The organism is Streptomyces sp. NPDC086147, from assembly GCF_040702165.1.
Classification (GTDB): domain Bacteria; phylum Actinomycetota; class Actinomycetes; order Streptomycetales; family Streptomycetaceae; genus Streptomyces.
This window is the reverse complement of the sequence record NZ_JBFBJO010000001.1, coordinates 147,044-173,426: the sequence shown is the minus strand read 5'-3', so window position 1 is coordinate 173,426 and position 26,383 is coordinate 147,044. Positions and strand designations below refer to the sequence as shown.

Annotated in this window: 22 protein-coding genes and 1 pseudogene; 5 read left to right on the top strand and 18 right to left on the bottom strand. The window is 74.5% G+C overall.

Annotated elements, in window-relative coordinates:
• Positions 1–35: 35 nt before the first annotated feature.
• A complete protein-coding gene (locus AB0398_RS00840; RefSeq protein ID WP_366371168.1) occupies positions 36–701 on the top strand; it encodes a chloramphenicol acetyltransferase in 666 nt (221 codons plus the stop codon).
• Between the two features lie 15 nt (positions 702–716).
• Here the strand turns inward: AB0398_RS00840 and AB0398_RS00835 are convergent, their stop codons facing one another.
• From AB0398_RS00835 to AB0398_RS00800, 8 genes and pseudogenes are all read right to left on the bottom strand, one after another.
• Positions 717–1,652 carry a serine/arginine repetitive matrix protein 2 gene (locus AB0398_RS00835; protein WP_366371166.1) on the bottom strand — a complete coding sequence of 312 codons (936 nt, stop codon included), beginning with the start codon at positions 1,650–1,652 and terminating at the stop codon, positions 717–719.
• Between the two features lies 1 nt (position 1,653).
• Positions 1,654–2,034 (bottom strand): hypothetical protein, encoded by a 381-nt coding sequence (locus tag AB0398_RS00830; RefSeq protein WP_366371165.1) that lies wholly within the window; start codon positions 2,032–2,034, stop codon positions 1,654–1,656.
• A complete protein-coding gene (locus AB0398_RS00825; protein ID WP_366371163.1) occupies positions 2,027–3,802 on the bottom strand; it encodes a hypothetical protein in 1,776 nt (591 codons plus the stop codon). Before AB0398_RS00825 ends, AB0398_RS00830 begins: the two co-directional genes overlap by 8 nt.
• Positions 3,803–4,006: 204 nt before the next feature.
• A complete protein-coding gene (locus AB0398_RS00820) occupies positions 4,007–4,996 on the bottom strand; it encodes a malate dehydrogenase (protein WP_366371161.1) in 990 nt (329 codons plus the stop codon).
• A gap of 180 nt (positions 4,997–5,176) precedes the next feature.
• Positions 5,177–6,085, bottom strand: a complete 909-nt coding sequence (locus AB0398_RS00815; RefSeq protein ID WP_366371159.1) for a DUF2690 domain-containing protein — start codon at positions 6,083–6,085, stop codon at positions 5,177–5,179.
• 9 nt (positions 6,086–6,094) lie between these two features.
• A complete protein-coding gene (locus tag AB0398_RS00810; protein WP_366371158.1) occupies positions 6,095–6,235 on the bottom strand; it encodes a hypothetical protein in 141 nt (46 codons plus the stop codon).
• 241 nt (positions 6,236–6,476) lie between these two features.
• A pseudogene (locus AB0398_RS00805) lies at positions 6,477–6,866 on the bottom strand (DUF3017 domain-containing protein); the annotation flags it as partial.
• Positions 6,867–6,906: 40 nt separating this feature from the next.
• A complete protein-coding gene (locus AB0398_RS00800; RefSeq protein ID WP_366371156.1) occupies positions 6,907–7,767 on the bottom strand; it encodes a bifunctional methylenetetrahydrofolate dehydrogenase/methenyltetrahydrofolate cyclohydrolase in 861 nt (286 codons plus the stop codon).
• A gap of 250 nt (positions 7,768–8,017) precedes the next feature.
• Between AB0398_RS00800 and AB0398_RS00795 the strand changes: the two genes are divergently transcribed.
• On the top strand, positions 8,018–8,668 hold the full coding sequence (locus AB0398_RS00795; protein ID WP_366371154.1) for an RDD family protein: 651 nt from the start codon (positions 8,018–8,020) through the stop codon (positions 8,666–8,668).
• Positions 8,669–8,756: 88 nt separating this feature from the next.
• On the opposite strand, the gene AB0398_RS00790 is transcribed toward AB0398_RS00795, so the two are convergent.
• From AB0398_RS00790 to purN, 3 genes are all read right to left on the bottom strand, one after another.
• Positions 8,757–10,304: a DUF2079 domain-containing protein gene (locus AB0398_RS00790; RefSeq protein WP_366371152.1), complete on the bottom strand. Its 1,548-nt coding sequence runs from the start codon at positions 10,302–10,304 to the stop codon at positions 8,757–8,759.
• Between the two features lie 140 nt (positions 10,305–10,444).
• Positions 10,445–12,010, bottom strand: a complete 1,566-nt coding sequence (purH, locus tag AB0398_RS00785; RefSeq protein ID WP_366371150.1) for a bifunctional phosphoribosylaminoimidazolecarboxamide formyltransferase/IMP cyclohydrolase — start codon at positions 12,008–12,010, stop codon at positions 10,445–10,447.
• A complete protein-coding gene (gene purN, locus AB0398_RS00780) occupies positions 11,985–12,614 on the bottom strand; it encodes a phosphoribosylglycinamide formyltransferase (protein ID WP_365542447.1) in 630 nt (209 codons plus the stop codon). The genes purH and purN overlap by 26 nt, the downstream gene beginning before the upstream one ends.
• A gap of 265 nt (positions 12,615–12,879) precedes the next feature.
• On the opposite strand from purN, the gene AB0398_RS00775 reads away from it, so the two are divergent.
• A complete protein-coding gene (locus tag AB0398_RS00775; RefSeq protein WP_366371149.1) occupies positions 12,880–13,638 on the top strand; it encodes a hypothetical protein in 759 nt (252 codons plus the stop codon).
• 7 nt (positions 13,639–13,645) lie between these two features.
• Here the strand turns inward: AB0398_RS00775 and AB0398_RS00770 are convergent, their stop codons facing one another.
• Positions 13,646–15,319, bottom strand: coding sequence for a DUF6350 family protein (locus AB0398_RS00770; RefSeq protein ID WP_366371147.1), 1,674 nt, complete (start codon positions 15,317–15,319; stop codon positions 13,646–13,648).
• 119 nt (positions 15,320–15,438) lie between these two features.
• On the opposite strand from AB0398_RS00770, the gene AB0398_RS00765 reads away from it, so the two are divergent.
• Positions 15,439–16,761, top strand: coding sequence for a sigma factor-like helix-turn-helix DNA-binding protein (locus tag AB0398_RS00765; RefSeq protein WP_366371145.1), 1,323 nt, complete (start codon positions 15,439–15,441; stop codon positions 16,759–16,761).
• Between the two features lie 104 nt (positions 16,762–16,865).
• On the opposite strand, the gene sucD is transcribed toward AB0398_RS00765, so the two are convergent.
• The 6 genes from sucD to AB0398_RS00735 all read right to left on the bottom strand — a co-directional run bounded on the left by sucD (position 16,866) and on the right by AB0398_RS00735 (position 24,798).
• Positions 16,866–17,750, bottom strand: coding sequence for a succinate--CoA ligase subunit alpha (gene sucD, locus AB0398_RS00760; protein ID WP_053641201.1), 885 nt, complete (start codon positions 17,748–17,750; stop codon positions 16,866–16,868).
• Positions 17,751–17,769: 19 nt separating this feature from the next.
• Positions 17,770–18,948, bottom strand: coding sequence for an ADP-forming succinate--CoA ligase subunit beta (gene sucC, locus AB0398_RS00755; protein ID WP_366371143.1), 1,179 nt, complete (start codon positions 18,946–18,948; stop codon positions 17,770–17,772).
• A 410-nt stretch (positions 18,949–19,358) separates the two neighbouring features.
• Complete coding sequence (locus AB0398_RS00750) at positions 19,359–20,597, bottom strand: VWA domain-containing protein (RefSeq protein ID WP_366371141.1); 1,239 nt, start codon at positions 20,595–20,597, stop codon at positions 19,359–19,361.
• A gap of 23 nt (positions 20,598–20,620) precedes the next feature.
• Positions 20,621–23,086, bottom strand: coding sequence for a DUF5682 family protein (locus AB0398_RS00745; protein ID WP_366371139.1), 2,466 nt, complete (start codon positions 23,084–23,086; stop codon positions 20,621–20,623).
• Positions 23,083–24,240 carry an AAA family ATPase gene (locus AB0398_RS00740; RefSeq protein WP_366371137.1) on the bottom strand — a complete coding sequence of 386 codons (1,158 nt, stop codon included), beginning with the start codon at positions 24,238–24,240 and terminating at the stop codon, positions 23,083–23,085. The genes AB0398_RS00745 and AB0398_RS00740 overlap by 4 nt, the downstream gene beginning before the upstream one ends.
• Positions 24,241–24,375: 135 nt before the next feature.
• Positions 24,376–24,798, bottom strand: coding sequence for an MmpS family transport accessory protein (locus AB0398_RS00735; protein WP_366371135.1), 423 nt, complete (start codon positions 24,796–24,798; stop codon positions 24,376–24,378).
• A 174-nt stretch (positions 24,799–24,972) separates the two neighbouring features.
• Between AB0398_RS00735 and AB0398_RS00730 the strand changes: the two genes are divergently transcribed.
• The gene (locus AB0398_RS00730) at positions 24,973–26,157 is read left to right on the top strand and encodes an SWIM zinc finger family protein (protein WP_366371133.1); all 1,185 of its coding nucleotides are present in this window, start codon (positions 24,973–24,975) and stop codon (positions 26,155–26,157) included.
• Positions 26,158–26,383 lie beyond the last annotated feature (226 nt).

The window sequence follows — 26,383 nt, the reverse complement described above, 5'->3', positions numbered from 1 at the left end:
CTTGAGGCGATCACGGCGGTGGGGATGATGGGCCGATGGACGTTCCCCTCCCGATCGACCTGGACGCATGGCCGCGCCGGCAGCACTTCGAGCACTACCGCCGGGCCGTCCCGTGCACGTACGCGATGACGGTGGAGCTCGACGTCACCGCGTTCGCCGCCGCGCTGCGCCGGTCCCCGCGCAAGACCTACCTCGCGCAGGTCTGGGCGCTCTCCACCGTCGTCAACCGCCACGACGAGTTCAGGATGTGCCTCACCGCGTCGGGCGAGCCGGCCGTCTGGCCCGTCGTGCACCCGGCCTTCACGGTCCTCAACCCGGAGCGCGAGACGTTCGCGTGCGTGTGGACGCCCCACGACCCCGACTTCGGCGCGTTCCACGACGCGGCCGCGCCCCTGCTCGCGGAGCACGCCCGCGCCACCGACTTCTTCCCGCAGGGGCCGCCGCCGCCCAACGCGTTCGACGTGTCGAGCCTGCCGTGGACGTCCTTCACCGGGTTCAACCTGAACATCGGCGGCTGGGACCACCTCGCGCCGATCTTCACGCTCGGCCGGTACGCCGAGCGGGAGGGCCGGGTCCTGCTGCCCCTCGCCCTCCAGGTGCACCACGCCGCCGCGGACGGGTTCCACTCGGCGCGGCTCGTCGAGGAGCTCCGGGCCCTCCTCGCCGATCCTTCCTGGGTCGAGGAGGGGACGGGGCGCTGAGCGCCGGGCCGGGGGTCAGTACGGGCCGGGCTCGAAGAACTCCAGGGCCACCCGGAGCACTTCGCGCTGCTTCGGCCAGTCCTCCTCCGGGCCCGCCGCCAGGATCGCGTAGTGGTTGCCGTCCGCCGCCGTGAACGCCCGGTCGACCACCTTGCGGCGGCCCCCCTCGCGGTCGTACGCGTACACCAGCTCGACGGCGTCGTCCGGGGCGTCCGGTTCGCCGGCGACCCGTCCGAGGCTGATCTCCTCGTACCCGGGCTTGGTGGCCTTCCCGTCCTGCGAGGTGCCGCGCAGGGCCTCGTACGGCGTCAGGCCCGTCTCGGTGACCACGAAGACCTGGAGGAGGCTCCGGCCGTCCGGCGCGTTGTAGAAGACGCCCTGGTCGTTCTCGGTGCGGTGCCAGTCCTCGGGTATCGCGAGCGTGAAGCTCTTGAGGTCCTTCACCGTCCGGTAGCCGGGCGGGGGCGTGCCGTCCGTGGGGGTGCCGGAGGAGCTCGGCGTCCCGGAGGGCGTCTCCGTCGTCTCCGTCGTCTCCTCCGGGGCCGGGGCCGACACCGAACCCGGCGGACCCGCCGCCGGGTCCTTCTGCCCGTCCCCGCCCCAGAGCAGCCAGCCGCCGGCGGAGCCCGCCGCCAGGACGGCCACGGCCACCCCGGCCGCGACCGCCGTCCGCCGGGAGGAGCGGGGCGGGGGCGGGGGCGGCGCGTACTGCCATTCGCCCGTCTCCGGTACGTACCGGGGCCCGTGCTCCGGCGCGTACCCCGGTCCGTGCGCGGGTGCGAACGGCGCGGGCGGCGCGGACGGCGGCGGAGGCGGCGGCAGCGGGGGGAGGAGCGGGCCGCTGCCGCCGGCGGGTCCGGTGCCGGGGGCGGGCCCGGCGGCCGGGGCGCCCGTCTCCCAGCTCTGCGTCTCGTCGTTCCAGCGGGCCCCGCCGCCCCCGTACCCGCTCATCTCATCCTCCGAGGAGGGCGCCGACGGCCTGCCCCACGGCCACGCCCGAGGCGAGGATGCCGGTCACGGCGCCGGCGTCCGTGAGGGCGCGGCGGAGGCGGGCGAGGCGGCCGGCGTCCGCGCGGCCGGTGCCCTCGATCTCGTCCTCGGCGTCGGAGAGTTCGGCGTCCAGGGCGGTCGTCTGCTCGGAGGCGACGACGCCTCCCAGGTCGCCGCGCAGACGGCGGATCGCCTGGAGCAGCTCCTCCTGGAGGGGATCGCGGGACGGCTGGGCGCCGTGCACGGTGTGGGTGACGGTGTTGTGGTCGCCGATGGTGACGTTGCCGCCGGTGTTGGAGACCTGGATGCCGTCGCGGCGCGAGGTGTTGTCGGTGTCAGCCACGGTTGCCTCCGGGCGTCGAGGTGGTGAAGGTCTTGTTGGTGACGGTGTTGTTGTTGCCGAGGGTGACGTTGCCCCTGGTGTTCTCGATGAAGGTGCCGCCCTCGGCGACGTGGACGATCTTCTGCTCGAACTCGGCGGTCTCGTAGCCGGCTTCGCGGAGCGCGACCGTCACGCCGTTCGCGACCCGGTCCTGGACGCTCTTCAGATAGCGGCTGACGTCCATCTCCTGGAACAGCGAGGCGTCGTCGTCGGAGCCGAGCTCGCGGACCGAGGCCTCGGGGCCCTCGGGCAGGGCGTGGGCGTGGCCCGCGGTGAGCAGCCGCCAGGCGTGGCCGAGCGAGCGCCAGAGGGTGACGACGGCCTGCCCGGCGGAGCGCGGGGTCTGGCCGAGGGCCCAGACGGCCTTGCCGAAGTGGTGGTTGTGCCGGTAGCGGTGGGCGATCCGGTCGGCGTACCGGTAGAGCGGCTTCACCGGCCGCAGGACGTGCGGGGCGACCTCCAGCATCAGCATGCCGCCCTGCGTGTGGACGCGGACGAAGACGGTGGTGACGATCTCCTCGCCCCAGCCGCCGACCCGGATGCGGAGGAAGTGGCGGCGGGTCTCGCCGCCCTCCTCGATGGAGCCCGAGCGGTGCGCCTCGAATCCCTCCGGGGTGTACGGGGCGGCGGTGCGGGCCGGGAGGCCGTCGACGGGCAGGAAGACGACCTCGTCGATCTCCAGGTCGCGCAGCCGGTCCCGTACGGCCGCCTGGATCTGCGGCGAGCCGTGCGGGGAGGGCACGCGCAGCGCCTCCACGAGCGGGACGACGTGCCGCATGATGGCGCTGTTGTCGAGCGGTTCGGGCGCCCTGCCGTCGAGGTTCTCGCGGGGGCGCAGCTCGATGGAGAGCGACCAGGGCTCGTACGGTTCGCCTGCGCCGCAGAACGGGTCGTCGGCGCCGTACATGATCAGCCGCGCGTGCTGCTCGATCCGGATGCGGTCGCGCAGCCGGCGGGAGCGGGCGCCCTCGGCCTGCTCGGCCGGGTCGGCGCGCTGGTCGGGAAAGCGCTCCTTGGAGAGCTCCTGGGTGAGCGCGCGGGCGAACTGGCCGCGCTGGACGGCCACCGCCCAGGCGACGAGCAGCGGCACGGCGACGGTGATCCACGCCTCCAGCCTGCCGACGCCCCACACCTCCTCGGCGGCCAGCTGCGACAGGGCGCCGAGGAACTCGCCCGCCTCGGAGAGGTCGCCGAGGATCTCCCAGCGCTCCTCCTCGTCGCCGACGGCGAGGAAGAGGAGGAACAGCGCGCCCTGGAGGAGCATGAGCCGCCCGTACCAGCGCAGGAGGAAGGCGGGCACGAGGCGGTAGACCGGGGTGGCGGCGGTGGCGGCCCGGCCGCGGACCCAGCGGGCGATCCCGAGCATCAGGAAGGGCACGACGAGGAGGAGCACGAGCCCCTTGGTGAGCGGGAACGCGATGATCCAGAGCGCCAGGATGCCCGCGGCCCAGCCGAGTTCGACGCGGCGGGCGCGCAGCGCGTGGGCGAGGACGCGGCTCGCGTCGTAGCCGAGGGAGGGTGCGGCGAAGCGCTCCTCGTGGACGTAGAGCTGGTCGATGACCGCGTCGCGGAAGCCGTCGTCGAGGTACGCGCCGGCGCAGAGCAGCCGGGTCGCCTCGCTGGTGGCCGGGTGGATGCCGGGCGGCGGGGCGGTGCCGTGGGGCGGGGTGCCGGACGGCGGGACGCCGGGTGGCTGTCCGGGCTGCTGGGGTACGAACGACTGCGCCAAGGCTCCCCCGATGGTGTGCAACTGCCTTCCGCTCCCGTGAAGTGGACCGGGAGCCGGTGGCACAGCATAGGGGAGGCAGGGGCGGCCTGTCGGGGGAAAGATCGGGGGAGAACCGGGGCGGGGACCCTGCGGGAAGACCGGCGCCCCCGGTCCGTACGGTCGGTCGTACGGGCCGGGGGCGCCGGAAGTGCGCGAGGAACGGGCTCAGATGAGGCCGAGCTCGCGGACCGCGTCGCGCTCCTCGGCGAGCTCCTGCACGGAGGCGTCGATGCGGGCGCGGGAGAAGTCGTTGATCTCCAGGCCCTGGACGATCTCGTACCTGCCGTCCTTGGTGGTGACGGGGAAGGAGGAGATGAGGCCCTCGGGGACGCCGTAGGAGCCGTCCGACGGGATGCCCATGGAGGTCCAGTCGCCCTCGGCGGTGCCGTTGACCCAGGTGTGGACGTGGTCGATGGCGGCGTTCGCGGCGGAGGCGGCGGAGGACGCGCCACGGGCCTCGATGATGGCGGCGCCGCGCTTGGCGACGGTCGGGATGAAGGTGTCGGCCAGCCACGCCTGGTCGGCGACGACCTCGGCGGCGTTCTTGCCGGCGATCTCCGCGTGGAAGATGTCCGGGTACTGGGTCGCGGAGTGGTTGCCCCAGATGGTGAGGCGCTTGATGTCCTCGACGGACGCGCCGGTCTTCTGCGCCAGCTGCGACAGCGCGCGGTTGTGGTCCAGGCGGGTCATCGCGGTGAAGCGCTCGGCCGGGACGTCCGGGGCGGCGGCCTGGGCGATCAGGGCGTTGGTGTTGGCCGGGTTGCCGACGACGAGGACCTTGATGTCGTCCGCGGCGTGGTCGTTGATGGCCTTGCCCTGCGGCTTGAAGATGCCGCCGTTGGCCGCGAGCAGGTCGCCGCGCTCCATGCCCTTGGTGCGGGGGCGGGCGCCGACGAGCAGCGCGACGTTGGCGCCCTCGAAGCCCTGGTTCGGGTCGTCGAAGATGTCGATGCCCTTGAGCAGCGGGAACGCGCAGTCGTCGAGCTCCATGGCGGTGCCCTCGGCGGCCTTGACGCCCTGCGGGATCTCGAGGAGGCGCAGCTTGACCGGCACGTCCGCGCCGAGCAGGTGGCCGGAGGCGATGCGGAAGAGCAGCGCGTAGCCGATCTGGCCGGCCGCGCCGGTCACGGTGACATTCACGGGAGTGCGGGTCATGGCGATCTCCGTAAGACAGCTGGCGGTGGGGGTCCCTGCCCCTGGTGCGGGATAGCCCTCTTGATCGATCGGTGTCTCGACGTGAAGAGATATCCAGCGGTCAGGCTATCCGACCCGGGCCCTCCTGAATCCCCACCCCCTTGTGGTCCGGCTCACTGCCACCCGTCCGCGCGGGCCCTCCTACAGGCCCGCCGTACAGGCCCCGGCGCCGTCCGCGAGGGTGCCGCAGGCGCGCGCGGCCGTCCCCGGGACGAGGGCGAGCATCAGGGTGTACGCGTCGGTCCCGGTCGCCGCCGTGTCGGCGTCCTCGGGGACGGTGGCGCGTTCGGTCGCGCCCGCGACCTCGACGGAGACGGTGTCGCCGGGGGCGGCGCCGGTGATCCGGGCCCAGGAGGCCGAACAGGCGGCGCTGTGGCGGACCTCGACGCCGGCGGCGCCCACGCGGGCGCGTGCGACGGTGACGGCGAGGGGCCCGCCGCACCCCATGGCCTCGGGGTCCCGCCCGGCGCAGTCGGCCCTGGAGCATTTCACCCCCGCGGGGAGGGCGGTACGGGGCGGGGGGCTGGGAGTGGGGGTGGTGGGCGGTGCGGTCGCACGCCCGTCGGCGGTCCCGTCCGGCGCGTCGCCGCCGCCCAGGTCGACGAGGAGCAGGGCGGCGGTGACGACGAGCAGGGCGCCGAGGATCCCGGCGGCGTGGAGGAGGACGGTGGCGCGGCGGGTGCGGGTGCCGTGCCCGGGGGGAGGCGGGGGCACGGGGGCCGGGACGTGGGTTTCGTCCTCGGGGGCCGGGACGCGGTGCTCGCCCTCGGGGACCGGGCTGCGGTGCTCGCCCTCGGGGGCCGCGACGCGGTGCTCGCCCTCGGGGACCGGGCTGCGGTGCTCGCCCTCGGGGGCCGCCGACCGGGGCGCGGGGGCCGGGACTTCGGAAGCGCCACCGCCGGAAGCACCACTGCCGGAACCTCCGCCCCGTACCACCCCGTGCCGCCCCCGCGTCCGTTCCCACCGGATCGTGAGGTCGGACGGGTCCGCGCCGGTCGCCTCCGCGAGGGCGAGCACCGCGCCGCGCGGCAGCGGGCGGCGGGCACCCAAGTACGCGTCTCACAAGGCCCGTTCACGGCCGGTGCGTTCGGCGACGGCCGTCACGCCGAGGCCGCTGCGGTCGATCAGCCGGCGGATACGCTCGGTGAACGCGCGGACCTCCGGGTCGAGTTCGTCAGGAAGCGTCTTCCAGCCAGGCATGCGCGGCCCCCCTCGCCCCTGCTCCCGTCCGCCACGTCGAAGGATGGCAGTTCCGGGGGCGGCGCGTCCCCGCGAAGGGGAAGAGGTGGCGGAATGGTCACTTCCGTGCCACAGCGCGCCGACGGGCCTTGAACCGGCGTTGGTACGTACATGACCCTTGATCGCGACGGCGCCCGCCCTCCCACGGGGGAGAGGGCGGGCGCCGCGCTCGTCGACGGACGGGGCCGGACGGGGCCGGTTCCTACGTCACCGTCAGGTGGAGCACGTCCTCCAGGAACGGGATCCGCAGCCAGGGACCGGGCTGCACCATGAGCGCGAGCAGCACGATCAGGGCGCCCATCACCCCGTACGTGATCATGTCCGTGAAGCGGGACCGGACCGCCAGCATGCCCACGGACGGCACCGTCCGCCGCATCACGGCGCCGAGCAGGAGCGCGGTCCCGACCAGGATCGTCCCCACCCGGAAGGAGTGCGGGAACACGTCCGCGGCCACCACGAGCAGTCCGGCCCCGGCGACGGAGAGGACCGTGAGCAGCGGCCACTGGCGCGCGGGCGCCGGGGCGGCGCCGGGCGCGGCCCGTCCGCCGCCTTCGGGACGCGCGGTGTCGGTGGTGACGGTGGGCGGCCGCCTGCGCGGTCCGCGTCGCATCCGGAGGCTCCCCGAGATCACGTCAGAGCGCCGCGGCCGCGCGCTCGGCGGCCTCGACGACGTTGACGAGGAGCTGGGCGCGGGTCATCGGGCCCACGCCGCCCGGGTTCGGGGAGATCCAGGCGGCGACCTCGGCGACGCCCGGGTGCACGTCGCCGACGATCTTCCCCTCGGCGTTGCGCGAGACGCCGACGTCGAGGACGGCCGCGCCCGGCTTGATGTCCTCGGGCTTGATCAGGTGCGGGACGCCGGCCGCCGCGACGACGATGTCGGCGCCCCGCAGGTGCGCCGCGAGGTCCCGGGTGCCGGTGTGGCACTGGGTCACGGTCGCGTTCTCGGAGCGGCGGGTGAGCAGCAGCGGCATCGAACGCCCGATGGTGACGCCGCGCCCGACGACCACGACCTCGGCGCCGTTGATCTCCACGCCGTGGCGGCGCAGCAGGGTGATGACGCCGTTGGGCGTGCAGGGCAGCGGGGCGGGCTCGTTGAGCACCAGGCGGCCGAGGTTGGTCGGGTGCAGCCCGTCCGCGTCCTTCTCCGGGTCCATCAGCTCCAGGACGCGGTTCTCGTCGATGCCCTTGGGCAGCGGGAGCTGCACGATGTAGCCGGTGCAGGCGGGGTCCTCGTTGAGCTCCCGCACGACCGCCTCGATCTCCTCCTGCGTGGCGGTGCCCGGCAGCGTGCGCTGGATGGAGGCGATGCCGACCTCCGCGCAGTCGCGGTGCTTTCCGGCCACGTACTTCTGGCTGGCCGGGTCGTCGCCGACGAGGACGGTGCCGAGTCCGGGCGTGACGCCCTTCTCCCTGAGGGCCGCCACACGGACGGTCAGATCGGACTTGATCGCGGCTGCGGTGGCCTTGCCATCGAGAATCTGGGCGCTCATGGAGCCATCTTCCCGGATGCCCCCCGCCTTCTTCCAATTCGCCCGTACGGAGGGGGCCCGGAGCCGGAACGGAAGGTTGCACTTGCACAACTCCGTCCCGTATCGACTGGACAAGAAGTCGACGGTACGACGACGATGATCCGCGCAGTACCGCGGAAAGTGCCGGGGGGAAATCCGCTCACATGCCATGAAGCTCCTCCGCGCGGGCCGCGTCGTCCCCGCACAGAGAAATTCACGGAGGAATCCCGCGATGAGCTTCGGCGACCCGAACAACCCCTACGGCCAGCCCCAGGGACAGGGTCAGCAGCAGCCCGGTTACGGCTACCCGCAGGGCCAGCAGCCCGGTTACGGCTACCCGCAGCAGGCCCCGCAGGGCGTGCCGCAGCAGGGCTACGGCTACCCCGCCGCCCCGCCGGTCTCGCCGTACGCCGGCGGCGGCTACCCGGGCTCGGGCGGTTACGGAAACGTTCCCCCGCTGGCGCACTGGGGCTGGCGAGTCCTCTCCCGGCTGATCGACAGCGCCATCATGCTGGTGCCGTACTACATCCTCGTCGGCGTCGGCGCCGCGTTGGGCAGCAACAGCAGCAGCAACGGCGAGAGCGGCCTCGCGGTGGTCCTCAGCCTGGTGGGCCTCGTCTACCTGATCTTCATGTTCTTCTTCCAGGTCTACAAGGAGGGCGCGACGGGCCAGACGATCGGCAAGAGGATCGTCGGCACCCGGACGCTGCGGGAGTCGGACGGGCGCCCGCTCGGCTTCGGCATGTCCTTCGTGCGCCAGCTCGCGCACTTCCTCGACGGCATCGCCTGCTACATCGGCTACCTCTGGCCGATCTGGGACTCGAAGAAGCAGACCTTCTCCGACAAGGTGTGCAGCACGCTGGTCGTCAAGGAGAACGGCTGACACCGCGTCCGCTCCGTTCCACGCGGGAGGCCCCGGGCATCGGTCGATGCCCGGGGCCTCCCCGTTGTCCCGCGCCCGCCGTGCGGGGTCAGCGCCGCTTCAGGACCGCGAACCCGTCCGAGCGGTGGGTGAGGTCGTAGCGGGCCCGGGGATGCAGTTGCGAAGCCAGCAGCTCCGGGTCCGAGGCCTGCTGCGACCAGCCGCGCAGGTCGTAGACCAGGTAGTCGGGGTCGACCTCCTGGGAGGTCCCGGCCCAGTAGACCCGGTGGTCCGCCGTGAGGTGGGCGAGGAGCGAGACGTCCGTCTCCACGCTCGCCCCCTCCGGCACCGCCGCCAGCGCCTCCCGCGCCTGCGCGACCCGCGCGTCCGCCCGGTACGTCTCCGGCTTCAGGAGCTCGCGCAGCGGCAGGTTCGCGGCGAGGACGAGCGCGACCGCCGTCGCCACCGGGACGACGACCCTCCCGTACGAGACGAGCCAGGCGCGCGGCGAGGTGCGGACCGCGCGGACACCGTCCACCAGGGCCAGGAAGAGGACCGGCATGAGGATCGCGCTGTAGTGCCAGTGCATGCCCCAGTGGTTGGGGTCCTGGGAGAGGAAGCGCCAGCCCAGGGTCGGCAGGACGAGCAGCACCAGCGGGGAGCGCAGGGCGAGGAAGCCGGTGATCGCGAGCAGGTAGAGGACCATCTCCCAGCGCTCGCCCGAGGCGAGGGCGTCCCCGACGACCTGCCCGAAGGAGGTGTCGGCCCCCTCGCCCGTCTTCTCGATCTTGGACCAGTAGTCGTACTGGCCGAGGCTGCTCGCCGCCGGTATCAGGACCAGGACCGTGAGGGCGAAGGCGGCGACGCCGAAGGCGGCCAGGGCGGCGCCGAGCCGTCTGCTCCCCTTGAGGAAGACGACCGCGCCGACCATGGTGACGGTGAGCCCCATGTCCTCCTTGACCAGGACCAGCGGGACCGCCCAGGAGGCGGCCAGGGACCAGCGGCCGAGGATCAGGGCCCGGCAGGTCAGGGCGAGCAGCGGGACGGCGAAGGCGATCTCGTGGAAGTCGGACCTCACCGCCTCTTGGAGCCCCCAGGAGAGCCCGTACGCGAGCGTGAGCCCGATGCCGGCGGCCCGGCTGCCGAGCACCTCCTGCGCGGTGCGGCCGACGACCACGGCCGAGGCGGCGAAGAGCGCGGCCTGCGCGAAGAGCAGGGCGACCGGCGAGGGCCAGATCCAGTACAGCGGCGCGAGCAGGGCGGTGACCGGGCTGAAGTGGTCCCCGAGGATCGGGAAGCCGGGCCCCTTGATGTCCACGATCGGTGCCCGGAACTCGGCGTACGCGCGGACGGACTGCCCGAAGATCCCGAGGTCCCAGGAGGGGGTCCGGAAGTGCGCGTACTGCACCCAGGAGTAGAGGAAGTAGAGGCCGCAGAGGACGGCCGCGAGGACCAGGTACGGGCGGAGGGGGGCGGGTGAGAGGCCCGTCGGCGTCCCGGTGCCGGCCGCGTCGGGGGCGTCGGGGGCGTCCGGTGCTTGCGGGGTGTTCGGGGCTTCCGGGGCGCTCGCCTGAGCGGGAATGCCGACGGCGGGGGCGCCGGCGGCGGGGACGCCCGCGACGGCCTCCTCGGGGGACTTGTTCCCTACGTCCAACATCACGCCCTCATCACCGGCGGTCGACAGAAGAGCAATCCATTAGAACAGAGACCGCCCGATCGGCTGATCCGCCGGCGTGACGCGGACGGCCCGCCACCCCGGGGAGGGACGGCGGGCCGTTCGCGTCGCGCGGATCCGCGTCAGTGGAAGAAGTGGCGGGTGCCCGTGAGGTACATCGTCACGCCGGCCTTGGCCGCCGCCTCGACGACCAGCTCGTCGCGCATCGAGCCGCCGGGCTGCACGACCGCCTTCACGCCGGCCGCGGTGAGGACCTCCAGGCCGTCGGGGAAGGGGAAGAAGGCGTCGGAGGCGGCGTACGAGCCGCGCGCCCGCTCCTCGCCCGCCCGCTCGACGGCCAGCTTCGCGGAGTCGACGCGGTTGACCTGGCCCATGCCGACGCCGACCGAGGCGCCGTCCTTGGCGAGCAGGATCGCGTTGGACTTGACCGCGCGGCAGGCCTTCCAGGCGAAGGACAGCTCGGCCAGCTCCTCGGCGGAGAGGGCCTCGCCGGTCGCCAGGGTCCAGTTCGCCGGGTCGTCGCCGTCGGCCTGGAGGCGGTCGGTGACCTGGAGGAGGGCGCCGCCGTCGATCGCCTTGACCTCGGCCGGGTTGGCCGGGGCGCCCTCGGTGCGCAGCACGCGGATGTTCTTCTTCCTGGCCAGGACCTCGACCGCGCCGTCCTCGTAGGCCGGGGCGACGATGACCTCGGTGAAGATCTCCGCGACCTGCTCGGCCAGCTCGACCGTCACCGGGCGGTTGACGGCGATGACGCCGCCGAACGCGGACGCCGGGTCGCAGGCGTGCGCCTTGCGGTGGGCCTCGGCGACGTCGGCGCCGATCGCGATGCCGCACGGGTTGCCGTGCTTGATGATCGCGACGCAGGGCTCGTCGTGGTCGTACGCGGCCCGGCGCGCGGCGTCGGTGTCCGTGTAGTTGTTGTACGACATCTCCTTGCCGTGGAACTGCTCGGCCTCGGCGAGGCCGCCCGTCCCGTCGACGTAGAGCGCGGCGCCCTGGTGCGGGTTCTCGCCGTACCGCAGGACGTTCTTCCGCTCATACGTGGTGCCCAGGAAGTCCGGGAAGCCGCTGTCGTCGGCCGCCGCGTAGTCGTCGGCGAACCAGGAGGCGACGGCCACGTCGTACGCGGCGGTGTGCCGGAAGGCCTCGCCCGCGAGCCGCTTGCGGGCGGTCAGGTCGAAGCCGCCGGACCGGACGGCGGCGAGCACGTCGCCGTACCGCTCGGGGCTGGTGACGATCGCCACGGACGGGTGGTTCTTCGCGGCGGCGCGGACCATGGAAGGGCCGCCGATGTCGATCTGCTCGACGCACTCGTCCGGGGTGGCGCCGGAGGCGACCGTCTCGCGGAACGGGTAGAGGTTCACGACGACCAGGTCGAACGGCTCCACGCCGAGCTCGGCGAGCTGCTCGCGGTGCGACTCCAGGCGCAGGTCGGCGAGGATGCCGGCGTGCACGCGCGGGTGGAGGGTCTTGACGCGCCCGTCCAGGCACTCGGGGAAGCCGGTCAGCTCCTCGACCTTGGTGACGGGAACGCCCGCCGCGGCGATCTTCCCGGCCGTGGAGCCGGTGGAGACGAGCTCGACACCGGCCTCGTGCAGGCCGCGGGCCAGCTCTTCGAGCCCCGTCTTGTCGTAGACGCTGACCAGCGCGCGGCGGATGGGCTTAACGGTGTCCGTGTTCACCGACATGAACCTTTCGTCCCTCAATGCGGTAGCCGTGCCGGGCGAGACGCCCCACGACGTCGACGAGCAGCGAGCGCTCGACTTCCTTGATGCGCTCATGCAGAGCGGCTTCATCGTCCGTCTCCCGCACCTCGACCACGCCCTGGGCGATGATCGGGCCGGTGTCGACGCCGTCGTCGACGAAGTGGACGGTGCACCCGGTGACCTTCGCGCCGTAGGCGAGGGCGTCGCGCACCCCGTGGGCACCGGGAAAACTGGGGAGCAGGGCCGGGTGGGTGTTGACGACCCGGCCGTCGAAGCGGGCGAGGAACTCCTTGCCGACGATCTTCATGAACCCGGCCGAGACGACGAGGTCCGGCTCGTACGCGGCGGTGGCCTCCGTCAGGGCGCGGTCCCACTCCTCGCGGCTCGCGTGGTCCTTCACCCGGCACACGAAGGTCGGGAGCCCGGCGCGCTCGGCGCGCTCCAGACCGGCGATCCCGTCGCGGTCGGCGCCGACCGCGACGACCTCCGCGCCGTACCCCTCGGGGTCGGCGGCGATGCCGTCGAGGAGGGCCTGAAGGTTGGTACCGGAACCGGAGACCAGGACGACGAGGCGGGCGGCAGCCACTGGGTCACTCTTTCCGTGGTGTTTGTGCGGTCGTACGAACGAATCGTGCCGCTCGATACGGGGAACCCTACGAATGGCTCGACCGTCAGCAACGATACCGGCACACCGGACGGCCCCCACGGGACGGGGGCGGAGCAGAGCGGTAGCGTCAGGGTCCGAGACCGGGCCGGGTCGGGGGACCGGGCAGCATACGGACAGCACGAGTCAGCAGCGGAGACCACGGGTGCGGCCGTGGTCGAGACGACAGAGGGAAGACGTTCAGCAGATGCCGGAACGCCAGTCCACGGACGACAACAACCCGTTCGCGCCGCCGCCCGAGGGGCGGCCGGATCAGCCGTGGCAGCCGCGGCGGCCGGAGGGCCCGGACGACGACGCGTCCGGGACCCCGGACCCGTCGGGCCCGTCCGACGGCCGCTGGAGCCCGCGCCAGCCGGGCCCCTCCCAGGACGGCTTCGGGCGCGGACCCGAGCGCCAGGGCGGTCAGGGGGGCCAGGGCGGTCCCGGGCAGGGCGGCTCCGGGCGCGGCCCGGGGCTCCGCTGGGACCCGACGGACCCGGCGCAGCGGCGGGCGCGGTACGCGATCCTCGCCGGCATGTGGGGCCTCTTCTTCGCCCTCTTCGAGATCCCGGAACTCGCGCTGCTGCTCGGCGCCCTCGGTCTCTACTGGGCGATCAGCTCGCTGCGGACCAGGCCGAAGCAGGGCGAGGAGCGGGCGGCGGACGGGGCCGGCGGGACCGGCGGGGTGTCGCCGACGTCACAGCCGGCGTCCCAGCCCTCGGGACGGACCCCGGCCCAGGGCGCCTCCCCGGTGGCCGCCCCGGTGCGGGCGATGCGGACGGCCGCGATCAGCGGTCTGGTCGCGTCGGGCATGGCCCTGGCGCTCGTGGCGGGCGGCTTCACCATGCAGATCGTCTACCGCGACTTCTACGAGTGCCGCGACGACGCCCTCACCCAGGCGGGCCGGCTCTCCTGCAACGACCTCCTGCCGAAGCCGCTGCGGGCGACGTTCGGGGTGCGGGAGTAGGCGGGGCCTACGCGCCGGGGGCCTTGGACTCCTCGGAGCGATCGGCGCCCTCGGAGCCCTCGACGCCGGGAGCCGGGTCCGGTTTCGGATCCGGTTTCGGGTCCGGTTTCGGGTCCGGTTTGGGGTCCGGTTTCGGGTCCGGTTTCGGGTCCGACCGAGGCTTCGGTTTCGGGTCCGGGGAGGGTTCCCAGGCCGCCGGGAGGAAGTCGTACGGCTCGTAGCCGGTGTCGCCGAGGGGGTCGCCGTACGGGCCGGAGTAGGAGCGTCCGTACGGATCGCCGTACGAGCCGCCGTCCGGGCCCGGGGTTCCGGGGGCCGTTCCGGGCCGCCGGAGGAGGCCCCGGACCCGGCTGAAGGCCAGGGCCGGGCGCCGCGTCCACGTCCACGTCCGGGAGGGCTTCCGGTCGGCGGCGGCCTCGGCCTCGTCCGTCGCCCTCACGGAAGCCGGGGCCGGAATCGGGGTCGGCACCGGCGCCGGTACGCGCTTCGGGCGCAGGGCGCGGCGGCCCCAGGCCCGTGCCCCCAGGGCCGCCGGAACGCCCACGCAGGTCCCCCACAGCATCGCCGCCGCACCCGTCTGCCACCACACCGGGCCGAACGCGGACAGCCGGCCGGAGCCCAGCGGGCCGCCCGCCGCTCCCGCGAGGGCGGCGACGGCCGCCGCGCACGCCCCGGCCGCGCCCAGCGCCGTCAGCACCGTCTCCCGGGCCGTCCAGGTCCGCGCCGAGCGGCCCACCCGGTGTCCCAGGAGCAGGGCCGCGACCAGCGGGACCGCCGCGACCGACCAGTGGAGCCAGGTGCCGCGCCCCTCGGCGGGCACCGCGGCCAGGAGCGGGAAGGGCGGCACGGCCGGGTCCCCGGCGAGGCCCAGCGGGGTCGCGAGGGCGCCCGTACCGAGGGCGAAGCCGGGCCCGAGGCCGTACGCGGCCCCCCACACGGCCGCGTTCGGCAGCAGCGCCAGGACGAGGAGCAGGACCACGGCCCGCCCCGACCACTCCCCCGCGAGGCCCAGGAAGACGGTTTCCGCCCGGCCCGCGCGCCAGGTCAGCGAGGTCGCCGCGGCCGCAGCGCCGCCGACGAGCAGCGTCACGAGCCCGAGCCCCGCCGCGCGCGGCAGGACAGCCCACCGCTGCCCGGGGAACGGGCGGCCGAGCGCCGTCCAGACCCCCGCGGCCGCCGCGCCGGTGACGACGGCGGGCGGCCAGAGCCCGGCCGTGACCAGTTCGGCGGGGAACGGGCCGCTCTCGCTGTAGAGCACGACCACCGCCGCGACCAGGAGGTATCCCCCGGCCACCGAGGTGATCGCGCCGCTCGGGGAGGGGCGCGGCCGGTCCCGGCGGCCGGGGCCCGGGTCGAGGGCGTCGCGGGCGGCCCGGTGGACGAGCCAGACGGGCAGGGCGGTCAGGAGGAGCGGGACGACGCCGAGGGGCGCGGGCACGCCGGAGAGGGTGTCCGTGCGGATCAGGTCCACGCCGTGGGCGAGCAGCCAGAGCCCGGCGGCGGCGTGGAGGACGTCGTTCGGGCCGCCGTCGGGGAACGGGGAGCTGATCCAGGCCGCGATCACCAGGACCGCGAGGGCGCCGAGGCCGAGGCCGGCGGCGACCCCGCCCCGGACGCAGGCGGCGGCGAGCGCGGCGGAACGGCCGCCCTGGACCAGGGGATGCTCGGTCACGTGGGTCACGGGGCCATGCTCCCAACGACACGCGCTTTCGCCGCGTAACAGGCAAACATCCGTTGTGTCGCTCAAGATACGTTTATGTACTTTTCCGCCCAGAGAAGCTCTGCGGGAGGTCGACGCCCATGAGCCGGAGCACCGCGGATTCCACCCCCTCCGTCACCCTGCCGACCCCCGAGGAGCGGCGCAGGTTGCGCGAGGCCCTCGCCCTGAGCGAGGAGCAGGTCGCCGAGGCCATGGGCGTCACGAAAGCCACGGTCAAGGCGTGGGAGGCCGGGCGCTCGGCGCCCCGGGGCCGCAAGCGCGAGGCGTACGCGAGACTGCTCGGCGCGTGCGGGCCCGAGGGCCCGCAGCCGTCCCCGGACCCCGCCGGGCGAGCGGAGGCGGTTTCCGGGTCCGCCCTCACTCCTTCGGCCCCCTCCTCCCCGGTTTCCTCCCGGCCGCCCGCCACTCCGGCCGGCGACGGGGTCTCCATGCCGGCGGAACGCCTGAAACCGGAGGCGCCCGAGCCGGGAGCGCCGGAGACGCCGGAGAAGCCCCAGGCGGTGGAGAAGCCCGAGGCGGCGGAGAAGTCCGAGGTGGTGGGGCCGGCCGCACCGACGGAACCGGCCGCGCCCGTCGAGGCTCCCGCCGGGTCCGGCGGACTCACCCCCGAGGAGGCGTTCGACGCGCTCTACGCGCACGCCGCGCCCGGCCTGGTCCACCAGACGTATCTGCTCACCGGGCGCCGGGCGCTCTCCCGGGAGGCCGTCGAGCGCGCCTTCCAGCAGGCGTGGCAGCGCTGGCCCGAGGTCGCGGTCGACGCGGACCCGGTGGGCTGGGTGCGGGCGACGGCGTACGAGTACGCCCTCTCCCCCTGGCACCGGCTGCGCCGCGCCCACAAGCACCCCGACGCCGCACCGGCCGAGGCGGGCCGGCGGGGGCAGGAGCTGCTCTCCGCACTGCTCGAACTGCCGCCGCCGTACCGCCGGACCGTGCTGCTCTACGACGGTCTCGGCCTCGACCTGCCGGACACGGCGGCCGAGACGGAGGCGAGCACCCCCGCCGCCGCCAACCGGCTGCTGCACGCGCGCACGGTCCTCGGCCGGAAGGACCCCGAGCTCGCCGAGCCCGAGGAGCTGCACCGGCGGCTGAACGCGCTGGCCGCGGAGGAGCCCGCGGCGGCGCTTCCGGCGGCCCGCGCGGTCCGGACCGGCAGCGAGCACCGGACCAGGACCTGGACGCGGGCGGTGGTCGGCGTGACGGCGGTCCTCATCGCGATGACCGGCTTCACGGCGGTGACCGCGCCGACCCGGTACGTCCCGGTGAACGCGCCCGGCGAGACCGTCAACGGCGTGCCGGTGCGCGGCGGCCCGGAAAAGCTCAGGCCCGAGGACGTGGAGCTCCGCGACCGGCTGCGCTCCGAGCCGAACCCGGGCCCCGAACGGCTACTCCCGGTGGCCGGATAGCCGCCCCCGCTCCGTACGCGCATGGATCCGTACGCGAGTGGGCCCCGCCCCCGCCCGGTCTCCCGGGAGGGGCGGGGCCCACTCGCTGTGCGGTTGCGGCGGCGTCAGCCCGCGAGGATCGCGCGCGCCAGCTTGGCCGTCTCGGTCGGGGTCTTGCCGACCTTGACGCCCGCGGCCTCCAGGGCCTCCTTCTTCGCCTGGGCGGTGCCGGAGGAGCCGGAGACGATGGCGCCGGCGTGGCCCATGGTCTTGCCCTCGGGCGCGGTGAAGCCCGCGACGTAGCCGACGACCGGCTTGGTCACGTTGGCCTTGATGAAGTCGGCCGCACGCTCCTCGGCGTCGCCGCCGATCTCGCCGATCATGACGATCAGGTCGGTCTCCGGGTCGGCCTCGAAGGCCGCCAGGGCGTCGATGTGCGTGGTGCCGATGACCGGGTCGCCACCAATGCCGACGGCGGACGAGAAGCCGATGTCACGGAGCTCGTACATCATCTGGTACGTCAGCGTGCCGGACTTCGAGACCAGGCCGATGCGGCCCGGCTTCGTGATGTCGCCCGGGATGATGCCGGCGTTGGACTGGCCCGGGGTGATGAGACCGGGGCAGTTCGGGCCGATGATGCGGGTCTTGTTGCCCTTCGCCTGCGCGTACGCCCAGAAGGCGGCGGAGTCGTGGACGGCGATGCCCTCGGTGATGACGACCGCGAGGGGGATCTCGGCGTCGATGGCCTCGACGACGGCGGCCTTCGCGAACGCCGGCGGGACGAAGAGGACCGAGACGTCGGCGCCGGTCTCCTTCATCGCCTCGGCGACGGAGCCGAAGACCGGGACCTCGGTGCCGTCGAAGTCGACGGTCGTGCCGGCCTTGCGCGGGTTCACGCCGCCGACGATGTTGGTGCCGTCGCCCAGCATGAGCCTGGTGTGCTTCATGCCCGTGGCACCGGTCATGCCCTGGACGATGACCTTGCTGTCCTTGGTCAGGAAGATAGCCATGGTGTTCTGACCTCGTCCCTTACTTCGCAGCCGCGAGCTCGGCGGCCTTGTCGGCCGCGCCGTCCATGGTGTCCACGCGCTGCACGAGCGGGTGGTTCGCGTCCGACAGGATCTTGCGACCCAGCTCCGCGTTGTTGCCGTCGAGGCGCACGACCAGCGGCTTGGTGACCTCTTCGCCCTTGGAGGCGAGGAGCTCCAGGGCCTGGACGATGCCGTTGGCGACCTCGTCACAGGCGGTGATGCCACCGAAGACGTTGACGAACACGGACTTGACGTCCGGGTCGCCCAGGATGATCTCCAGGCCGTTCGCCATGACCTCGGCGGAGGCGCCGCCGCCGATGTCGAGGAAGTTGGCCGGCTTCACGCCGCCGTGGTTCTCACCGGCGTACGCGACGACGTCCAGGGTCGACATGACCAGACCGGCACCGTTGCCGATGATGCCGACCTCGCCCTCGAGCTTGACGTAGTTGAGGTTCTTGGCCTTGGCGGCAGCCTCGAGCGGGTTGGCTGCGGCCTTGTCCTCGAGAGCCTCGTGGTCGGGCTGGCGGAAGTCGGCGTTCTCGTCGAGGGACACCTTGCCGTCCAGGGCGAGGATGCGGCCGTCCTTGGTCTTCACCAGCGGGTTGACCTCGACGAGGAGCGCGTCCTCGGCGACGAAGGTCTTCCACAGGGTCACCAGGGCCTCGGCGACGCCCTCGGCCACGTCGGCCGGGAACTTCGCGAGGGCCACGATCTCGCGGGCCTTCTCGATGCTCACGCCGTCGACGGCGTTGACCGGGACCTTCGCGAGGGCCTCGGGGGTCTTCTCCGCGACCTCCTCGATGTCCATGCCGCCCTGCACCGACGCCATCGCGAGGAAGGTGCGGTTGGTGCGGTCGAGGAGGTACGAGACGTAGTACTCCGCCTCGATCTCCGGGGACAGCTCGGCGATCATCACCTTGTGGACCGTGTGGCCCTTGATGTCCATCCCGAGGATGTCCGTCGCGCGGGCGACGGCCTCGTCCGGGTTCGCCGCCAGCTTCACGCCGCCGGCCTTGCCGCGGCCGCCGACCTTCACCTGCGCCTTGACGACCGACTTGCCGCCAAGACGCTCGGTGGCCTCGCGCGCCGCCTCAGGCGTGTCGATGACTTCACCGGCCAGCACCGGTACACCGTGCTTGGCGAAGAGGTCCCTCGCCTGGTACTCGAACAGGTCCACGCGCGTCCGTCCCTTTTCTGATGATCGCGGTTCGTTGTCTGCGTGGGCGTGCCGCGGAGGGCAACGTGACTGCTCTGTCACAAGGGAGGCGTACACGGTGTCCGTGGACGCGGCATGTCCGTCTCGCAGGTTATCGCCGTGTGCCGTGGGTCCCTAAATCGCAGATCACAGGAGAGCGGTGATACGGGTCACAGCGCGTGAGGGCGGCGGGACGGTGCGCGGAGGTCGCGGGAGGGCCGGCCGCGGCGGTCGTGGCAGGCGGGGCCCGGGATCCGGGCGGCTCACGGCGCGCGGAGCGGCGGAGTGAGGGGCCTCCGGGGGCCGCTGTGATATGGGACTCAGTCGCTCTCCGTCCACCCGTGCGAGTGGTCCGCGACGACGGATTCCGCACCCCGGGACGTGCTCCGGGATCAGCCTGCGGGTATCGGCAGGGGCCGCTTCTCCAGGGCGGCGGCCATGATCTCCGGGAACAGGTCGGGGGTGCAGGCGAAGGCAGGGACGCCGAGCGCGGCGAGGGCCGCCGCGTGGTCGCGGTCGTAGGCGGGGGTGCCCTCGTCGGAGAGTGCGAGCAGGACCACGACCTGGGTGCCGGCGGCCTTCATCGCCGCGACCCGCTTCACCGTCCCGTCGCGGACGCCGCCCTCGTACAGGTCGCTGATCAGGACGACGACGGTGTCGGCGGGGCGGGTGATGCCCGCCTGGCAGTGGGCGAGGGCGCGGTCGATGTCGGTGCCGCCGCCGAGCCGGGTGCCGAAGAGGACGTCGACGGGGTCGTCGAGCCGGTCGGTCAGGTCGACGACGGCGGTGTCGAAGACGAGCAGCCGGGTGGCGATCGTCCGCAGGGAGGCGAGGACCGCGGCGAAGACGGCGGCGTGGACGACGGAGGCCGCCATGGAGCCGGACTGGTCGACGCAGAGCACGACCTCCTTGCGCACCGCCCGGGAGGCGCGCCCGTGGCCGACGAGCCGCTCGGGGACGACCGTGCGGTGCTCGGGCAGGTAGTTCTTGAGGTTGGCGCGGATCGTGCGGTCCCAGTCGATGTCCCCGTGGCGGGGCCTGCTGGTCCTGGCGGAGCGGTCGAGCGCGCCGGTGAGGGTGGCGCGGGTACGGGCGGCGAGGCGCTCCTCCAGGTCGGCGACGACCTTGCGCACGACGGCGCGGGCGGTCTCCCGGGTGGTCTCGGGCATGGCCTCGCGGAGGGAGAGGAGGGTGCCGACGAGGTGCACGTCGGGCTCGGCGGCCGCCAGCATCTCCGGCTCCAGGAGGAGGGCGGCGAGGCCGAGCCGGTCGATCGCGTCGCGCTGCATGACCTGGACGACGGGGGCGGGGAAGTACGTGCGGATGTCGCCGAGCCAGCGGGCGACGGAGGGCGCGGAGGCGCCGAGCCCGGCCGTACGGCCCCGCCCGGTGCCGTCGCCGTCGCGGTCGTCCGGGTTCCGGCCGTAGAGGGCGGTGAGGGCTCCGTCCACGGCGGCGTCGGTCCCGGCGAGCGCGCGCCCGGTGCCGTCGGCGTCGCCCCCGCCGAGGACGAGCCGCCAGCGGCGCAGCCGCTCGTCGGCGGGGAGGGCGGGGGACGTGGGGGCGGAGGACCTGGGGGCGGGTGTGCTCGGGTCGCCGGTCGTACGGGTCGCGGGGGCAGCGGAGGTCATGGGAGTGGTGGGAGTCATGGGGTTCACGCGGGGGCCTCCGTGCCGAGGACGAGGTGGAGGAGGGGGAGGACGGCGTCCGCGCGCTCCCGGTCGGGGGCGGGGGCGAAGCCGGGCGCGCCGGGCGCGGAGGCGCCGGGGCCGCCGGTCCCGGGGCCCCGGGCGGCCAGCTCGCCCAGGGTGCGGCGCACGCCCGGCTCGTACGCCGAGAAGGTGCGGCGCAGCAGGGGCAGGACGTCGGTGAACGCCTCGGCCGGTACGGAGGTGAGCCAGGCGTCGACGAGGCCGCGGAGGCGCTCGTCGTGGACGAGGAGCAGTCCTCCGCCGGAGGCGGCGCCGGCGAAGCCCTCGATCCAGGCGGCGGCGTCGGGCGGCGGGGTGCCGGGCGAGAGGGCGCGGCCCATGAGGAGGGCGGCCCCGTCGTCGGTGGTCCGTCCCTCGTCGAGCAGGAGCCGGGCGGCCCGGCCCCGGAGGAGGCCGGGCACCCGGTCGTGCGCGGCGAGCCGGTGCAGGACGCCGGTCCAGCGCTCGCGCGTCCCCGCGGCGTCGGGCAGCAGGCCGAGGGCCCGGTGGACCTCGTCGATCCGCTCCCGCAGGGGCGCGGCGGCGTCGGGGGCGAGTCCGGCGCAGGCGGGCGGCAGGCCGACGCAGATCCGCTCGGCGAGCCCGGTGGCCACCTCGCCGAGGGCGGCGGTGTCGGTGCCCCGGACGTCGCCGTAGCGCAGGGCGCGGGCGAGGGCCGGGAGGGCCCGGGCGAGGTGGACGACGTCGGTGTCGAGCGCGGCCCGGTCCGCGAGGGCCCGCATGACGGCGGGGAGCGCGTCGGCGAGCCCGGCGAGGAGGCAGTCCTCGGCGAGGGCGGTGACGTCGGCGAGGGTGGTGACGGTACGGGCCCGGGCCTCGGCCCGGGCGGTGGCGGCGGTCGCGACGGTGGTGCCCCAGACGCCGGCCTCGGCGACCCGGACGTGCAGCTCGGGCTCCCAGCGCAGCCGCCAGGTCTCGCGGAAGGTGCCGGTGCCGGTCCGGCCGGGGGCCGGCTCGCCCCAGGGGACGCCCAGGAGCCGCAGCCGGTGCAGCAGGCGGCTGCGGTCGCCGTCCGTCTCCTTGCGCAGGTCGAGCGCGAGCTCGCGCTCCTCCGCCTCGGGCTTGAGGCGGAGGGAGCGCTGTCGCCGGGTCAGGTCGCGCTGGAGGGGGACGGCGGGAGCGCCGTCGGGCACCTCGCCGAGGACGTCCCCGACGACGAGGCGGTCCCGGACGAGGGCGAGCGGCACGTCGGAACCCTCGCAGAGGACGGCGCGGACGGCGTCGGTCGTCTCGTCGAGGCCGGGGCCCGGGCGGCCGCGCAGGGCGGCGAGGGCCTCCGCGAGCCGGACGGCCTCGATGACGTGGGCGGAGGAGACGGGGTGGTCCTCGGCCCTGAGGAGCCCGGCGACCCGGGTCATCCAGCGCTCGACGGGCCGGTCGGGTGCGGTGAAGAGGTGCCCGTACCAGCCGGGGGCCTCGATGCCGGCGCCGTAGCCGGAGCGGCGGGCGAGCCTGCGGTGGGTCCAGGGGACCCAGGTCGTCCCGGTCCGCACCTTGGGCAGGCCCTTGAGGAGGGCCCGGTCGGCGGCGACGGTGGTGCGCAGGGCGAGGGCGGGGACGTGCCAGGCGCCGCAGACGACGGCGACGGAGTCCCCGAACTCCTTCCTCGCCTCACGGAGCCGGAGCCGCATGTGCGCCTCGCGGACCAGGTCGCGGGGGTGGCCGCCGTGCCCGTACGCCTCGCGCAGGGCGCCCATGGCCTCGGCGAGGGCCCGGAACGGTGCGGCGGGGTCGCCGTCGCCGCGCAGCTCGACGACGTCCTCCCACCAGCGCTCGGCGTCCTCGTACCCGGCGGCCCCGGCCAGTTCCGCGACGGGGTCGATCCGCACCCCGTCCCCGGCGACCTCCTCGCTCTCGTCCCAGGTGGGGTCGGCGGCGAGGGTGTGGGCGGCGGGCAGGTCGACGAACCGGACGGCGGCGCCCCGGTCCAGGGCCCAGCGGAGCGCGACCCACTCGGGCGAGAACTCGGCCATCGGCCAGAACGCGGCCCGCCCGGGGTCGTCCACCGCGTGGGCGAGCAGGGCGACGGGCGGCCGCATGCCCGGGTCCCCCGCGAGCTCCACCAGCGCGTCGGCCTCGGCGGGCCCCTCGATCAGCACCGCGGCGGGCCGCTCGGCGTCGAGCACGGCCCGCACCCCCCGCGCCGAGCCGGGCCCGTGGTGCCGCACGCCGAGCAGTAAGGGCCCGCCCGGGGACGCACGCGGGACGAGGCCCCGGCGCGGGGCTGCGACGGCGGGCGAATCGGCGGGGGTGGACGGTGTCGTGGGCGTGGGCGGTGTCGTGGAGGTGGACGACGTCGTGGCGGTGGATGCTGTTGCGGCGCTGGACATCGTCGTGGCGGTGGCCGTCGTGACGGCAGCGGGTGGCGTCGCGGCGGCGGGCGGAGTCACGGCGGCGGACGTCCTCATGCGCTCACCTCGCGGCAGGCGCGGTAGAAGTCCTTCCAGCCGTCCCGCTCCCGGACGACCGTCTCCAGGTACTCCTGCCAGACGACCCGGTCGGCCGCCGGGTCGCGGACGACGGCGCCGAGGAGGCCGGCGGCGACGTCCGCGGGGCGCAGGACGCCGTCGCCGAAGTGGGCGGCGAGGGCGAGGCCGCCCGTGACGACGGAGATGGCCTCGGCCGTGGAGAGCGTCCCCGAGGGGGACTTGACCTTCGTGCGCCCGTCGGTGGTGACACCGTCCCGCAGTTCGCGGAAGACGGTGACGACCCGGCGGATCTCGGCCGCCCCGTCCGGCGGGACCGGCAGCTCCAGGGAGCGTCCGAGCTGCTCGACGCGCCGGGCGACGATGTCGACCTCGTCCTCGGGGGTCGCGGGCAGCGGCAGCACGACCGTGTTGAAGCGGCGGCGCAGCGCGCCGGAGAGCTCGTTGACGCCCCGGTCGCGGTCGTTGGCCGTGGCGATGAGGTTGAAGCCGGGGACGGCCTGCACCTCCTCGCCCAGTTCGGGGACGGGCAGGGTCTTCTCGGACAGGATCGTGATGAGGGTGTCCTGCACGTCGGCGGGGATGCGGGTGAGCTCCTCGACGCGGGCCGTCGCGCCCCGGGACATGGCCCGCATGACGGGACTCGGCACAAGCGCGTCCCGGTCGGGACCGTGGGCGAGGAGCCGGGCGTAGTTCCAGCCGTACCGGATCGCCTCCTCCGGGGTGCCGGCGGTGCCCTGGACGAGGAGGGTGGAGTCGCCGCTGACGGCGGCGGCCAGGTGCTCGGAGACCCAGGTCTTGGCGGTGCCGGGGACGCCGAGGAGGAGCAGCGCCCGGTCGGTGGCGAGGGTGGTGACGGCGACTTCCACGATGCGGCGCGGGCCGACGTACTTGGGCGTGATCACGGTCCCGTCGGGGAGCGTGCCGCCGAGGAGGTAGGTGGCGACGGCCCGGGGCGAGAGGCGCCAGCGGGCGGGCCGGGGCCGGTCGTCGGCCGCGGCGAGCGCCGCGAGTTCGGCGGCGAAGGCGTGCTCGGCGTGCGGCCGCAGGACCTCGGTGGAGGTCTGCGGGAGGCCCGGTGCGGTGTCCGTCTCGGCACCGTCACCGGGCTTCGCGATGGTTTCGGGCACGGGCATGGATCCCCCTCCAGATCGTTCGACCTGCTGTGCGATCCACCGTGCACCATGGCACTGACAATCCGATGTCGGCGCTGGTCGGGGGCGGTTGGAGGGGTCCGCCTCGCCGATGGAGGGGCCCGCCCCCGCCGGGGATCAGCCGACGACCGGGGAGACGGCGACGCAGCCGCCGGCCATCGCCTGCTCGGCCTTGGCCTCCTTGATGACCTTGCCGTTGTAGGTGATCTTGCAGGTGAGGTCGGAGGGGCTGAGCGAGACCGGCATGACGGCCGGCGGCATGATCCCCTTCAGCGTCACCGTCTTCTTCCACGGGGCGGCGGGCTTCTTCTCCGACTCGATCTTCGGCTCCAGGGCGGTGCCGCCGCCGGCGTGGTAGTCGATGGACTCGATCGCGCTGCCGGTGACCTCGTACGTGACCTCGTAGGTCTCGTTCACGGACTTGTCGGCCTGCTCGGCGGCCTTCTCGGCGGCCTCCGAACAGGCGCCGAGGCCGAGGGCGAGACCGGTGACGGCGAGGGCCGAGACGGCGGTGCGGACGGTACGGGCGGTGCGCTTCATGAAGGTCCCCCTGGTGTGTGGAGTCGATCGTGGATCCCGCGCAGAGAATCGTAAAGGGAGGGTAAAGTCAAATCCTCCGGGTTCGCCCCGCCACTCCCGCACCGGCACTTCCCGGCCCCCTCCCGAACTCCCCTCAACTCCCCTGCTGCACAACGAACTCGCAGGTCATGGGCGTTGTCAGTGGCGCCCTCTACCGTCGTGGTCATGAAGGGCATGGGGGTGCGTTCGACGATCGGGCCGGTGCCGGCACCGGCTCCTGACGGGGCTTCGCGCAGCACGGGGAGCGGGGACGAGAACGGGGACGGGGGCGGGAGCAGAAGCGGGCACGGCGACGCGGTCGGGGGCGCGGCCGGTCCCGGGGCGGTCGGTCCCGGGGCGGTCGGTCCCGGGGCGGTCGGGGAGGTGGCCGATCCCGAGGCGGCCCGTCGCAGGGCCGAGCGGCGGGCGGCCCGGATCACCTCGGGCGCGCGGGAGTTGGAGCAGCGGCTCACCGACCTGCTGCGCGGCGGTCTGGCGGCGGCCGGGCAGTCCGGATACGGCCTGTGGGAGGAGACGGCGGCCCGCATGGTCGACGCCCAGGCGCCCGGCCTCGCGGGCCGCGTGCGGGAGCTGGGGGCGATACCGGGATCGGGGCCCGGCTGGCCCGTGCGGCTCCTGGAGGAGTGCGCGCTGACCCACCTCCTCGACCGGGCCTGGCTGACCGCCGACCGGCTGCCCGTGCCCTTCGCGACGACCGTACGGACCCGGGTCGGCCTCCCGTCCCCGGTCGCCGGGACCCCGGTCCGCGACCACTGGCTCGTCCTCGCGCAGTACGACACGGGCGACGCGCGGCTGACCACCCGGCGCGTCTGGCTGTACGGGACGGCCGGCGGGCGCACGGCGCTCGTGCTCTCGTACGGGGCGGCGGGCCGGGTGCCCCGGCTGTCCCTTCCCGTGGGCATGGTGCTCGACGGCGAGCTGACCCCGCACGCCGGTTCCGGGCAGCTGCGGGCGGAGCCGGGCGAGCACTTCGCCCCGGTCGCCGGCCCTGCGGCCCCGCCGCCGGGCGGCCCGGTCGGCGCGGCCCTGGACGCGTACGGGAGCGCGCTGCGCGAGGACCCGTGGCTGGACGCGTGGCCGGTGACGCTGCGCGACGTCGTACCGGCGCGGGCGGAGTACGGCTGGCAGCTCGCCGACGCGGGCGGCCACGAGGCGCTGCCCCTGACGCCCGACGCCCAGTCCCGCCCGGGGCTGTGGCGGCTCGTCGCCCTGTCCGGCGGGGCCCCGGTGACCGTCTTCGGGGAGTGCGGGCACCGGGGGTTCACCCCGCTCGCCGCCTGGTCGCCGGAGGCCCCGGCCGAGACGGTCCCGCTCGTATGACCCCATGACTCCGTACGCGCCCGCCCGCCGCCGTCGGCACCGCCGACCACCAGTCACCGAGGAACCGCCCGACGCCCGACGCCCAGCGTCCGGCACCCGATGACCACCGATCGCCGATCACGACCACCGACCGGAGGAGCCCGATGGACACCACCACGACCACGCCCGCTCCGGATCCCGCCTCCGACCGCCTCTGGGAGGAGCTCGTCACCTCGGCGCTGCTCGG

Coding starts and splice junctions, on each gene's coding strand:
- AB0398_RS00840 (WP_366371168.1), top strand. CDS start 36: ATGGACGTTCCCCTCCCGATCGACCTGGACGCATGGCCGCGCCGGCAG.
- AB0398_RS00835 (WP_366371166.1), bottom strand. CDS start 1,652: ATGAGCGGGTACGGGGGCGGCGGGGCCCGCTGGAACGACGAGACGCAG.
- AB0398_RS00820 (WP_366371161.1), bottom strand. CDS start 4,996: ATGACCCGCACTCCCGTGAATGTCACCGTGACCGGCGCGGCCGGCCAG.
- AB0398_RS00810 (WP_366371158.1), bottom strand. CDS start 6,235: ATGCCTGGCTGGAAGACGCTTCCTGACGAACTCGACCCGGAGGTCCGC.
- AB0398_RS00800 (WP_366371156.1), bottom strand. CDS start 7,767: ATGAGCGCCCAGATTCTCGATGGCAAGGCCACCGCAGCCGCGATCAAG.
- AB0398_RS00795 (WP_366371154.1), top strand. CDS start 8,018: ATGAGCTTCGGCGACCCGAACAACCCCTACGGCCAGCCCCAGGGACAG.
- AB0398_RS00790 (WP_366371152.1), bottom strand. CDS start 10,304: ATGTTGGACGTAGGGAACAAGTCCCCCGAGGAGGCCGTCGCGGGCGTC.
- purH (WP_366371150.1), bottom strand. CDS start 12,010: ATGTCGGTGAACACGGACACCGTTAAGCCCATCCGCCGCGCGCTGGTC.
- AB0398_RS00775 (WP_366371149.1), top strand. CDS start 12,880: ATGCCGGAACGCCAGTCCACGGACGACAACAACCCGTTCGCGCCGCCG.
- AB0398_RS00765 (WP_366371145.1), top strand. CDS start 15,439: ATGAGCCGGAGCACCGCGGATTCCACCCCCTCCGTCACCCTGCCGACC.
- sucD (WP_053641201.1), bottom strand. CDS start 17,750: ATGGCTATCTTCCTGACCAAGGACAGCAAGGTCATCGTCCAGGGCATG.
- AB0398_RS00750 (WP_366371141.1), bottom strand. CDS start 20,597: ATGACCTCCGCTGCCCCCGCGACCCGTACGACCGGCGACCCGAGCACA.
- AB0398_RS00745 (WP_366371139.1), bottom strand. CDS start 23,086: ATGAGGACGTCCGCCGCCGTGACTCCGCCCGCCGCCGCGACGCCACCC.
- AB0398_RS00740 (WP_366371137.1), bottom strand. CDS start 24,240: ATGCCCGTGCCCGAAACCATCGCGAAGCCCGGTGACGGTGCCGAGACG.
- AB0398_RS00735 (WP_366371135.1), bottom strand. CDS start 24,798: ATGAAGCGCACCGCCCGTACCGTCCGCACCGCCGTCTCGGCCCTCGCC.